Raw genomic sequence first — 11,347 nt, forward strand, 5'->3', positions numbered from 1 at the left:
AAATCGTCCTGATTGAACAAGGCGACAGCTTTGGCGGCAACCATATTTGGAGCTTTTTTGCGAGCGACATATTGCCAGAGCATCGTTGGCTGACTGCGCCATTGGTGACTTATGGCTGGTCGGGTTATGACGTCAAATTCCCGGGGCACAGCCGCACGCTCGACAATATTTATTACACGATTGAATCCGAACGGCTCGACTGGGTGCTGCGCAAGAACCTGCCTGCATCATCATTGATGCTTGGCCGTGAAGTGAAAGCGGTCTCGCCCAGGCTTGTGGTCCTCGACGGCGCACAGCGTATTAACGCTGGCGGCGTGATTGACGCGCGGGGCGCAGGCGACCTGAACCATCTTGATTGCGGGTGGCAGAAATTTACCGGCCAACTGATGCAATTGTCGGAGCCCCACAATCTTACAAAACCCATCGTCATGGACGCGACGGTGGACCAGCATGATGGCTATCGCTTCGTCTATGTCCTGCCCTTTGGAATGGACAAGCTGTTTGTCGAAGACACGTATTACAGCGACAAACCCGATTTGGACCCGCGCATCCTGCGTCAACGGATTGCGGCTTATGCCGATGAACAAGGCTGGAAAGTCGAACGCGTCTTGCGCGAAGAAAATGGCGTCTTGCCCGTCGTGATGGGCGGCGATCTGGAAAGCTATTGGGCAAGCGGCAGTGGCCGCACGGCAAAAGCCGGCGCGCGCGGTGCATTTTTTCAGGCGGTGACCAGCTATTCCCTGCCCGACGCGGTGCGCAACGCCATTTTCATTGCCGAGCAGCCCGATCTTGACGGCGACAAGCTCAATCTTGTTCTGCGCCAGCGTGCGCAGGACCATTGGGACAAGGGCCGATTTTTCCGGATGCTCAACCGGATGCTGTTCCGCGGCGCCGAAGGCCGCGACCGATATAAAATATTAGAACGTTTCTACAGGCTAAAGCCCGGATTGATTGAACGCTTTTATGCTGGGAATAGCAGCAACAGTGACAAGGCGCGCATCCTGATTGGCAAGCCGCCCATTCCCATAGGGAAAGCCATCACCGCGATCCGGAGCAAGAAGAAATGACGAAGACAGCAGCGATTATTGGTGCCGGATTTGGCGGCCTTGCGCTTGCAATGCGGCTTCAATCTGCAGGCATCTCCACAACAATTATTGAAGCGCGCGATAAGCCCGGTGGCCGCGGCTATTATTGGGAAAAAGACGGCTTTACCTTTGACGGTGGCCCGACGGTCATCACCGACCCGCCATGTCTGGAAGAATTGTGGTCGCTGTCCGGCCATAAAATGTCGGACGACGTGGAATTGATGCCCGTGTTCCCGTTCTACCGTTTGAACTGGCCCGATGGCACGAATTTCGATTATTCGAATGATGCACCCGGCCTGAAAGCCGAAATCGAAAAGCTGAACCCCGACGATGTTGAGGGCTATCGCAAGTTCCTCGAATATTCGAAGGGCGTGTTCAAAGAGGGTTATCAAAAGCTCGGTTCGGTCGCGTTCCTCGACTTCGCATCGATGATAAAGGCGGCCCCTGCGCTGATGAAATATCAGGCATGGCGTTCGGTTTATTCGATCGTTTCGTCTTATGTGAAAGATGAAAAGCTGCGCGAAGCTTTGTCATTCCACACATTGCTCGTCGGCGGAAACCCAATGAGCACCAGCGCGATCTACGCGCTTATCCACACCATCGAAAAAGAAGGCGGTGTCTGGTTTGCCAAGGGCGGCACCAACCGGCTTGTCGCGGCGATGGTGACGCATTTCGAACGGCTCGGCGGGACGATCCGCTTGGGCGATCCCGTCGAAGAAATCGAAACACGCGGTGACAAGGTCATTGGCGTGCGTACGAAATCGGGCTGGCGTATGGACTGCGACATGGCGGCGTCCAATGGCGACCTGATGCACACGTACAAGGATTTGTTGACCAGCAACAAACGCGGCGAACGCGCAACCAAATCGCTGCGGCGCAAAAGCTGGTCGCCGTCGCTTTTCGTTCTGCACCTTGGCATTAAGGGCACATGGCCGGGCATTCCGCACCATATGATCTTGTTTGGCCCGCGCTACAAAGGCCTGCTCGACGACATTTATAAAAACGGCGTCCTTCCGCAGGATTTTTCGCTATATTTGCACCATCCGACCGTCACGGACCCAAGCCTAGCGCCTGAAGGTTGCTCAACATTTTATGTCCTCGCGCCTGTCGCGCATATGGGCAAAGCGCCGCTCGATTGGGATGGCGATGTGGGTGAAGCTCTGAAGGAACGAATTTTGGATGAGCTTGAGCGCCGCCTGATCCCCGACATCCGCAGCCGGATCATGACGCAGTTCCATTACACGCCCGCCGATTTCGGCCGCGACCTTTCGGCGCATTTGGGCAGCGCGTTCAGCCTTGAACCCGTTTTGTGGCAGTCGGCCTATATGCGTGCGCACAACCGCGATGATGCGATACACAATCTGTATTTCGTCGGCGCAGGCACGCACCCCGGCGCTGGCATCCCCGGCGTTGTCGGTAGTGCAAAGGCGACCGCAGCATTGATGCTGGAGGACGCACATAAGTGAAACGGCTCGCGGTCTATTGCGGTTCGGCCACGCCCGATAACCCCATTTATATCGAAGCTGCGCGCAGCGTCGGTAAGATGCTGGCGGAACGTGGCATTGGCGTCGTTTACGGCGGCGGCCGATTGGGGCTGATGGGTGCAGTGGCTGACAGCGCGCTTGCGGCAGGCGGTGAAGTGATTGGCATCATCCCCGAAGCACTGGTCGGCGCTGAAGTCGCGCACAAGGGCTGCACCGAACTGCATGTTGTTTCGGGCATGCACGAACGCAAGGCGCGCTTTACCGACCTGTCAGATGGCTTCATCACCATTCCCGGCGGCGTCGGGACGATGGACGAATTGTGGGAAGCCATCAGCTGGTCACAGCTTGGCTATCATCAAAAACCCGTCGGCGTTTTGAACATTGCCGGTTTTTATGATCAACTTATCGCGTTCAACCAGAATATGATCGATGTCGGCTTTATCCGGCCGCAACATGCGGGCATCATGATCGTCGATGACACGCTGGATGGCTTGCTGGACAAAATGGCCGCCTATGTGCCGCACAAGACCATCTTTCAGATGAAAGCAGACGATTTGTGAACCAAGCCCATATCAGCCCTTGCACAGATTTTTGCCGTGGCTGATTTTGATCGCCCTGCCCTTGTTCAATTTGCACAGGACAGCATATCGCGGGGATCGAAGTCCTTCCGTTTCGCCAGCCGGTTGTTTGACCGCACTACGCGCGAACGCGTGTGGCTGCTCTATGCATGGTGCCGCAAATGCGATGATATGGCCGATGGTCAGGACCATGGCGGCGCGATGGCGGCGGTCACCGACCCTCAGCAGAGCCTTGCCGCCATTCGCACGCTGACCGCAAAAGCGCTGGCGGGGACGCCGACGGGTGAGCCTGCGTTTGACTGCCTGGGCGTTGTCGCGCGGGAATGTGGCATTACAGCGCGCATGGCAGAGGATGTGATCGAAGGCTTCGCGCTGGATGCCGCCGACTGGCACCCCCGCCGCGAAAGCGATCTCTACCAATATTGCTACCATGTTGCGGGCGCCGTGGGCGTGATGATGGCCGTGGTGATGGGCGTTCCGGCGGATGATGACGCCACGCTCGACCGCGCTTGTGACCTTGGTCTCGCCTTTCAACTCGCCAACATCGCGCGGGATATTGCCGAAGATGATGCCGCCGGACGCTGCTATTTACCCGACGACTGGCTGGCGACGCTCGATATCGGGCCGGGCGAGCATATGAAGCCGCATAACCGCAAGAAACTGGCGCTGATGGGCCGTTGGCTGGCGGACGAAGCCGAGCAATATGAAGCGTCGGCACGTGTCGGCGCGGCGCATCTGCCGCTGCGTGCCCGCTGGGCGGTGTTATCGGCCGCAGGGATTTATGGCGAGATCGCGCGCAAAGTCCGCGCCGCCGATAGCCACGCGTGGGACCAACGTATTTTCACCAGCCGGCCTGAAAAGTTTCGCTGGGTGCGCAAAGCGTTTGTCGATGCTGTTGCGAACAACCCGCGTGACATGGACCGCGCGGCTTTGTGGACGCGGGCGAGGGTTTAGCAGCGCGGGCTCGCTGCATTAGCCTAACGCACCCCCACATTCGTCACCCTGAACTTGTTTCAGGGTCTTACTACCGACGTTGAAAAAGTAAGATCCTGAAACAAGTTCAGGATGACGGTGATGGGCATGTGGAGGCGAATTCAGGACGCGGCCAACAACCGCGCCGCGCGCCCCGACAAGCGCTCCACCGCGGCGTCATGTATTCCCGGCGCGCAACAAATCAGGCCGAAATCCAATGGTTTGCGCTTATTATATAAAATCGGCCCGCCAAGCGCATCGGTTACGACTGCGCCCGCTTCCTGCGCCACGAGATGCGCGGCGGCGATGTCCCATTCATTGCCCCAGCGCAGCGTTGCGACCAAGTCGGCGCGGTCACAGGCGACCATCGTCATCCGCATTGCGATGCTGTTGGGCTTGGTCACGGTCACAAGGTCCGCATCGAGCCGTGGTAATTCATCGGCGGGCACGCGTGATCCGGTGAAATCCAATCGTGTGCTGCCCGACAGAGGCGCATTGTTGCACGTCACGCCTTCGCCGCGTGCCGCCACCCAAATTTTGTCTTCGGCTGGCGCAGCCATCACCGCAAATATCGGAATGCCATCGGCCACCAAGGCAACCGACACGCACCATCCGCTGCGTCCGCGCACATAATCGCGGGTGCCGTCAATGGGGTCGACCAGCCACAACAGCCGCGCATCCAGCCGCTTTGGGTCATCGAGCGTCTCTTCGGACAACCATGCCGCCTCCGGCAAAATCGCCTGCAAACGGGTCGTCAGCAACGCGTCGACGGCCATGTCGATTTCGCTCACGAAATTGTCGCGGCTCTTTTCCCACACCTTGGCATCGGGCACTGCCCCATCGCGCCAGCGGGCGAACGCCAACGCCGCAGCTTCCTGCGTGGCTGCGATGACGGCGTCTCTATCAAGCTGGCGTTCAGGCACCTGCGATCATCATGCCGTCGATCCGCAAGGTCGGCACATTGATGCTGCGGATCCATTCCAGATCGTTCGCGGCGGTCATCGCGGCAAACATATCCTTCAAATTGCCGGCAATGGTAAATTCGCTCACAGGTCCGGCAATTTCGCCGTCGATGATCAGGAAACCGGCGGCACCGCGGCTGTAATCGCCCGTCACCGGATTAACGCCCTGCCCGGCCAGTTCATGGACATAGACGCCATGTTTGATGTCGGCGATCAGTTCGGCAACGCTGACACTGCCGCCTTCCAAATGCACGTTGGATGGGCTGACGCCCGGCGCACCGCTCACACCGCGGCTGGCATGGCCGGTGGGTTCTAATCCCAATTGCCGCGCCGATGCGCTTTCCATCAACCAGCCGGTCAAAACGCCCTTTTCTATGATCGCGCGACGCGCAGTGGGCAGGCCTTCGCCATCAAAGGCGCGCGACCCAAGCCCACGCTGCACATGCGGATTGTCGATGATCGATATGCCGCTGTCGAACAATTGCGCGCCGAGCGATTCCAGCAGGAAGCTTGTTTTGCGGGCAATGGCCGACCCGCTAATCCCACCCAGCAAATGCCCGACCAACGAACTGCCAACGCGCGGGTCAAAGACCACGGGCATCTGTCCGCTTTTGATGGTGCCGGGGTTCAACCGTTTCACGGCGCGTTCACCGGCACGCGTGCCAACGCTGGCGGGGCTGGCGAGATCGGCAAGATGCCGGGCCGAGCGCCAGTCATAATCGCGTTCCTTGGCATCGCCATCGCCCGATAGCACGCTAGCGGATATGCCATAGCCTGATCCCGATTTCACGCCTGCAAAGCCGTGACTGGTGGCCAGCGCAAAGATCGAGCGCGACGCACTTGCGCCAGCGCCTTCGCTGTTGGTGACGCCGGGAACGGCGCGCGCGGCATCTTCGCATTCAAGCGCGGCTGCGCGAAGCTGTGCAGGATCGGGGTCTTGGCCATCATCGCTGTCGAAGTCCGGAATTGCGCCCGTGAGCAGCCGGTCGTGCGGCGCGAGGCCCGCATATTGGTCTTCGGGTGCTTCTTTCGCCATGTCGATTGCGCGCGCAACCAGACCGGCCAGAATATCGGGGTTCATGTTGGATGATGAAATCGTCGCCGATCGCTGGCCGACAAAAACCCGCAATCCAATATCTTCGCCTTCGGAACGGGCCACATCCTCTAACTGGCCCAGCCGCACTTGAACGTCCGTAGATGCGTCACACACATATACGGCGTCGGCGGCATCTGCACCGGCTTTAATGGCTTGGGAAACGAGATTGTGCGCGCGATCAAGCGCTTCTTGAGGTTTAAGCATGATTCCCGCTTAGGCGCGGGCCGTTACAGCGTCAATCAAGCGGCGGTCAAAATACCGTGAACAAAACCGCCAAAATTGCGGGAATGACCACAGCGGCCGCCCAAAGCTTCAGCCGGTCCGCGACATAATGCGTCTTCAAGCCATCACCATTATACGCAGCGGCATCCAGTGCCTGCCAGCGACGCTCCATATTGCGGCATGGCGGAATGACCACAGCCACAAACAGGACCAAGACAAAATAAGGAAAAATCGACGTGCCACGCGATTCGATGGTGGGCGTCACCAAAAATATCAGTGCCAATGTGTAGACCACCAGCGCAAAGGCGATATGGTCGGACATACGTTTTGAATAGCTTTTATAGCTGCGCAATTGCGCTTGTTTGGCTTTTGCCATTTTCCCGCTCTCCTCTTCCCGTCATGAGACTGTCATCTTTGGGAACAGGTTTCAAGCATATTTAATAAGGGTCAGGGCAGTCCCAAAATCTTGTGATTTTGCAAGGATAAGCGCCATTTTGGGCGGTCCATGACGAAACGTGTCGCTTCCTCTACGCTGGCCGCGTTCAACACCGCGTCGCCTTTATCCATGGGCTGGATGAGGAAATGGGCAAATTGCCATCCCTCCATACGGTCCAAATCACTCGCCAATTGCGGCCAGACAAGTTTCAATTCATCGCCATGATGTTGGACCACGTCAGACCCTGCCTTGGGGCTGATGCAGACCCAATCGATGCCCGGATGAACCGCAATGGTGCCGTTGCTTTCAATGGCGATCTGAAACCCGTGCGCGTGCAATGCGTCGACAATCGCATCATCGACCTGCAACATAGGTTCGCCCCCTGTGATCACGACATAGCGCGATTGCGTGCCATCACCCCATAATGCCGCAACTTTTGCAGCAAGGTCAGCCGCATCATAACGCCCGCCATTTTCGCCATTCATGCCGACAAAATCGGTATCGCAAAATTGGCAGATGGCCGAACTGCGGTCTTCTTCGCGACCCGTCCACAAATTGCATCCGGCAAAGCGCAGAAACACCGCACGGCGGCCCGCATGAACGCCTTCGCCCTGAAGCGTCAGGAAAATCTCTTTAACCGCGTAGCTCATGCGTAAACGGTGGGGTCGGGCAATCCCGCATCGGCAAAGCCCTTGGCGCGCAACCGGCAGCTGTCACAGCGGCCGCAGGCTTTGTTATCGGGCGTCGGATCGTAGCAGGACCAGCTCATGCCCGCATCAAGGCCAAGCCGCGCCGCTTGGGTGGCGATATCGGCCTTGCTCATGTGCAGCAACGGCGTGTGGACACTGAAATGATCGCCTTCAACACCCGCCTTGGTGGCCAAATTGGCCATGCCTTCAAAGGCGCGGATGAATTCCGGGCGGCAATCGGGATAGCCCGAATAATCGAGCGCATTGACCCCAATCCACAAATCCCGTGCACCGCGTGCTTCGGCAAGGCCAAGGCATAAGGACAGGAATATCGTGTTGCGCGCGGGCACATAAGTGATCGGGATAGCGTTTTCCTCAACGCCCTCTTTGGGAACAGCAATGTCCGCGGTCAGCGCGGAGCCACCAAAGCGTGTCAGATCAAGCGGCAGGACGATATGTTCAATCGCCCCCAAATGCGCCGCGATGGTCGCGGCACTATCAAGCTCAATCCGGTGGCGCTGGTTATAATCGATGGTCAGCGCGATAAGGTCATAGCCTGCCTCGCGCGCCAAGCCGGCAACAACCATTGAATCGAGGCCACCGGACAACAGAACGATGGCAGATTTGGATTTTGCGGTCATTGCGAGGGGTCTCTGTATTCAGAGAGAAGAAAAGTGGTGCACCCGGAGCGATTCGAACGCCCGGCCCTCAGATTCGTAGTCTGATGCTCTATCCAGCTGAGCTACGGGTGCACTGGAGCGCCGCTATTAGGGACGCTGACAAAGTTGTGCAATAGCTAATTTGACCTTCAAACCTGCTTGCAGGTCGATTTTCTGCGGATCGCATCAATCGTTGGGAAAGTGCTGGCCGGGGCGACCAATATTCGGATCAACACCAGCCCCCTGTCATAGCCAACACGGACGGGGTCATAACCCGCTGGCGCCGTCTGCCCCTGCTTCATCAACGCGAGGCGGGCTGGCGCACCTTTCGTTTCCCTATCGCTGCGTACCGCCGCCACATCTGTTCGGGCATCAAAAATGCTCACCGACCAATAATGGTCCGGCACAGGCTGCACATCGACCAGCACTGGCCCTTTGGATACATCAAAGGCGCAAACGGAATAAGAAAGATCCGGGCTAGGCCGAACGATCGTCTGATTTTCCGCCGTCGTCATCGGCGAGAAAGCAAACTGGTTTGCGGGCGCCTGTTTGCCGACTTTCATAATCGCTGCCTGCATCAACGCGAAAGGCGTGGCCAGCAATGTCGCATGATAGGCCCCAATGGCCATGACGGTGCCTGCCAATATCGGGAATAACCAGCGCCGCATCATGCACACTCCTTGCGTTCAATCGTCGGCAACTGCGCCGTCTCCGGACTTTGGATCGTCGTCGCTGACGGATGGTATAGCCGAAGCGTCAGGTCAAATTTGGGCACTGAACCCGTCGGCAGCCATGTTCCGCTTTGCGCCGACGGCGCGACCGTGAAAGACCATCCGCCCGCTTCATCGACCGGAACGGCACTGGCGGGCACCGACCAACGCTTGGCGGCATTTTTCACGAGCCAGCCTTCGCCTTCATATAAGGTTACGCTCCACCAACGGCCATCAAGCTTGCCGCCGCGCACGGTATATGTGCAGCGCCCGTCAAGTGCGCGGCCATCGCTGTCCTTTTGCGCGGTAAAATACATCGCTTCTCTCGAAGGTAAGGCCAGTAGACCACCCAAAGCGACCTTGGCCCGCGTGAGCGCGCTTGCATCCACGGTGCCAAAGCTTTTTCCCGTCTGCCACGGCCCGATTTCGACCGTGCCATCGCTTAATCCGCCACGGACCTGATACACAGCATCAGCCGTGCCGCCAATGAAGCCCAATGCGATACATGCCGCAAATCGGTGCCACGTTTTCATAATGCTCTCCCTCGAACGAAGGTTAGAGCAAAAGATTACTTTCTGGCAAGTGCCGCCTGCGCTGCTGCCAATCGCGCAATAGGCACGCGATAGGGGGAGGCGCTGACATAATCGAGGCCGACCTTTTCACAAAAGGCAATCGACGCCGGATCGCCGCCATGTTCGCCGCAAATGCCAAGCTTGATTTCGGGACGCGTCGCGCGGCCTTTGTTCGCCGCAATTTCAATGAGCTGGCCAACGCCTTCCACATCCAAGCTGACGAACGGGTCGCGGGCGTAAATGCCCTTGTCGACATAATGCGTCAGGAACCGTGCGGCATCATCGCGGCTGACGCCCAAAGTGGTCTGCGTCAGGTCGTTCGTGCCGAAACTGAAGAAGCTACCGACTTCGGCGATTTCATCGGCCATCAATGCGGCGCGCGGCAGTTCGATCATCGTGCCGACCAGATATTCGATACGCTTGCCCTGTTCGGCAAAGACCGCTTCGGCAGCCTTGTCGACAACGTCCTTCATCAGCTCAAGCTCACGCCGGGTGCCGACGAGCGGGATCATGATTTCCGGAACCGGTGCAACGGCCAATGAACAGGCCGCTTCAAATATCGCACGCGCCTGCATCTCGTAGATTTCAGGATAGGTCACGCCCAAGCGGCACCCGCGATGGCCAAGCATCGGGTTGAATTCGTGCAGTTCGGCGGCACGTTGCTTCAGCACCTCGATACCGACACCAGCAGCCGCAGCAACCTCGGCAAATTCGCTTTCCTGATGTGGCAGGAATTCATGCAATGGCGGGTCGAGCAAACGGATGGTGACAGGAAGACCAGCCATCACTTCGAAAATCGCGGCAAAATCCTTACGCTGTTCGGGCAGCAATTTGTCGAGCGCAACGCGGCGGCCCTTTTCATCATCCGCCAGGATCATCTGGCGCACAGCGGTAATGCGCGCGGCATCAAAGAACATATGCTCGGTACGGCACAGGCCAATGCCTTCTGCGCCAAAATCGCGCGCCGTCTGCGCATCCAATGGCGTTTCAGCGTTGGCGCGGACTTTCATCCGGCGACCGGCATCGGCCCACACCATCAACGTGCCAAAATCGCCCACCAGCTCAGGCTGCAAGGTCGGGACTTCGCCCGCCATCACTTCGCCGGTGGAACCATCAAGCGTGATGATATCGCCTTCATGCAACGTCCGTCCCGCGATGCGCAGCGTTTTGGCCGCGGCGTCGATCTGAAGGCTGCCAGCACCCGATACGCAAGGACGGCCCATGCCACGTGCGACAACCGCCGCATGGCTCGTCATGCCCCCACGTGCGGTCAGTATGCCGGTTGCGGCGTGCATGCCGTGAATGTCTTCTGGGCTGGTTTCAACGCGCACCAAAATGACGGACTCGCCGCGCTCTTTCCATTTGTCGGCAGTGTCGGCATCAAACACAATTTTGCCCGAAGCTGCGCCGGGCGATGCTGGCAGGCCAGAGGTCAGCACATCGCGCACGGCATCGGGATCCAGCGTCGGGTGCAGCAATTGGTCCAGCGCCATCGGGTCCACGCGCAGGACAGCCTCGTCCGTGGTGATGAGGCCAGCGTCGGCCATATCGACCGCGATTTTCAACGCTGCCTTCGCGGTGCGCTTGCCCGATCGGGTTTGCAGCATCCACAATTTTTCACGCTCAACGGTGAATTCGATATCCTGCATATCGCGATAATGCGTTTCGAGGATGTCGAACACGCGCGCCAGCTCGGCATATACCGCGGGCATGGCTTCTTCCATCGACAAGGGCTTTGCGCCCGCACGTTCACGCGCCGCCTTGGTCAGATATTGCGGGGTACGGATACCCGCGACAACATCTTCGCCCTGCGCATTGATGAGATATTCGCCATAATAAGCATTCTCGCCGGTCGCGGGATCGCGGGTGAAGGCCACGCCCG

Annotated in this window: 12 protein-coding genes and 1 tRNA gene; 4 read left to right on the forward strand and 9 right to left on the reverse strand. The window is 58.3% G+C overall.

The window, feature by feature from the left end:
* The 4 genes from crtY to ACILQA_RS07065 all read left to right on the forward strand — a co-directional run.
* Window positions 1-1,067: lycopene beta-cyclase CrtY (gene crtY / locus ACILQA_RS07050; RefSeq protein ID WP_395629061.1), on the forward strand; the 1,067-nt coding region annotated here is incomplete at its 5' end.
* Window positions 1,064-2,551 carry a phytoene desaturase gene (locus ACILQA_RS07055; RefSeq protein WP_306064255.1) on the forward strand — a complete coding sequence of 496 codons (1,488 nt, stop codon included), beginning with the start codon at window positions 1,064-1,066 and terminating at the stop codon, window positions 2,549-2,551. The genes crtY and ACILQA_RS07055, both read left to right, overlap by 4 nt.
* Window positions 2,548-3,129, forward strand: coding sequence for a TIGR00730 family Rossman fold protein (locus tag ACILQA_RS07060; protein ID WP_395629062.1), 582 nt, complete (start codon window positions 2,548-2,550; stop codon window positions 3,127-3,129). Before ACILQA_RS07055 ends, ACILQA_RS07060 begins: the two co-directional genes overlap by 4 nt.
* A 36-nt stretch (window positions 3,130-3,165) precedes the next feature.
* Window positions 3,166-4,101 (forward strand): phytoene/squalene synthase family protein, encoded by a 936-nt coding sequence (locus ACILQA_RS07065; protein WP_395629063.1) that lies wholly within the window; start codon window positions 3,166-3,168, stop codon window positions 4,099-4,101.
* A gap of 140 nt (window positions 4,102-4,241) precedes the next feature.
* On the opposite strand, the gene ACILQA_RS07070 is transcribed toward ACILQA_RS07065, so the two are convergent.
* The 9 genes from ACILQA_RS07070 to ppdK all read right to left on the reverse strand — a co-directional run.
* Window positions 4,242-5,042, reverse strand: coding sequence for an inositol monophosphatase family protein (locus tag ACILQA_RS07070; protein ID WP_395629064.1), 801 nt, complete (start codon window positions 5,040-5,042; stop codon window positions 4,242-4,244).
* Window positions 5,035-6,381 (reverse strand): TldD/PmbA family protein, encoded by a 1,347-nt coding sequence (locus ACILQA_RS07075; protein WP_395629065.1) that lies wholly within the window; start codon window positions 6,379-6,381, stop codon window positions 5,035-5,037. The genes ACILQA_RS07070 and ACILQA_RS07075 overlap by 8 nt, the downstream gene beginning before the upstream one ends.
* A 46-nt stretch (window positions 6,382-6,427) precedes the next feature.
* The gene (locus ACILQA_RS07080; protein ID WP_395629066.1) at window positions 6,428-6,775 is read right to left on the reverse strand and encodes a hypothetical protein; all 348 of its coding nucleotides are present in this window, start codon (window positions 6,773-6,775) and stop codon (window positions 6,428-6,430) included.
* Window positions 6,776-6,846: 71 nt separating this feature from the next.
* Window positions 6,847-7,485, reverse strand: a complete 639-nt coding sequence (queE, locus tag ACILQA_RS07085; RefSeq protein ID WP_395629067.1) for a 7-carboxy-7-deazaguanine synthase — start codon at window positions 7,483-7,485, stop codon at window positions 6,847-6,849.
* Entirely contained in the window at window positions 7,482-8,165 is a 684-nt protein-coding gene (queC, locus tag ACILQA_RS07090; RefSeq protein ID WP_183939808.1) for a 7-cyano-7-deazaguanine synthase QueC, read from the reverse strand. The genes queE and queC overlap by 4 nt, the downstream gene beginning before the upstream one ends.
* Before the next feature lie 34 nt (window positions 8,166-8,199).
* Window positions 8,200-8,276 (reverse strand) — tRNA-Arg (locus ACILQA_RS07095).
* A gap of 56 nt (window positions 8,277-8,332) precedes the next feature.
* Entirely contained in the window at window positions 8,333-8,854 is a 522-nt protein-coding gene (locus ACILQA_RS07100) for a DUF1254 domain-containing protein (protein ID WP_395629068.1), read from the reverse strand.
* On the reverse strand, window positions 8,851-9,426 hold the full coding sequence (locus tag ACILQA_RS07105; protein ID WP_395629069.1) for a DUF1214 domain-containing protein: 576 nt from the start codon (window positions 9,424-9,426) through the stop codon (window positions 8,851-8,853). The genes ACILQA_RS07100 and ACILQA_RS07105 overlap by 4 nt, the downstream gene beginning before the upstream one ends.
* 35 nt (window positions 9,427-9,461) lie before the next feature.
* On the reverse strand, window positions 9,462-11,347 hold a 1,886-nt coding region (gene ppdK / locus ACILQA_RS07110; RefSeq protein ID WP_395629070.1), incomplete at its 5' end, for a pyruvate, phosphate dikinase.

Origin of the sequence: Sphingorhabdus sp. (assembly GCF_044239005.1) — a bacterium.
In the GTDB taxonomy this organism is placed as follows: domain Bacteria; phylum Pseudomonadota; class Alphaproteobacteria; order Sphingomonadales; family Sphingomonadaceae; genus Sphingorhabdus_B.

What these genes read in the sequence shown, in the direction of transcription:
- ACILQA_RS07055 (WP_306064255.1), top strand. Translation starts at nt 1,064, where the DNA reads ATGACGAAGACAGCAGCGATTATTGGTGCCGGATTTGGCGGCCTTGCG.
- ACILQA_RS07075 (WP_395629065.1), bottom strand. Translation starts at nt 6,381, where the DNA reads ATGCTTAAACCTCAAGAAGCGCTTGATCGCGCGCACAATCTCGTTTCC.
- ACILQA_RS07080 (WP_395629066.1), bottom strand. Translation starts at nt 6,775, where the DNA reads ATGGCAAAAGCCAAACAAGCGCAATTGCGCAGCTATAAAAGCTATTCA.
- queE (WP_395629067.1), bottom strand. Translation starts at nt 7,485, where the DNA reads ATGAGCTACGCGGTTAAAGAGATTTTCCTGACGCTTCAGGGCGAAGGC.
- queC (WP_183939808.1), bottom strand. Translation starts at nt 8,165, where the DNA reads ATGACCGCAAAATCCAAATCTGCCATCGTTCTGTTGTCCGGTGGCCTC.
- ACILQA_RS07100 (WP_395629068.1), bottom strand. Translation starts at nt 8,854, where the DNA reads ATGATGCGGCGCTGGTTATTCCCGATATTGGCAGGCACCGTCATGGCC.
- ACILQA_RS07105 (WP_395629069.1), bottom strand. Translation starts at nt 9,426, where the DNA reads ATGAAAACGTGGCACCGATTTGCGGCATGTATCGCATTGGGCTTCATT.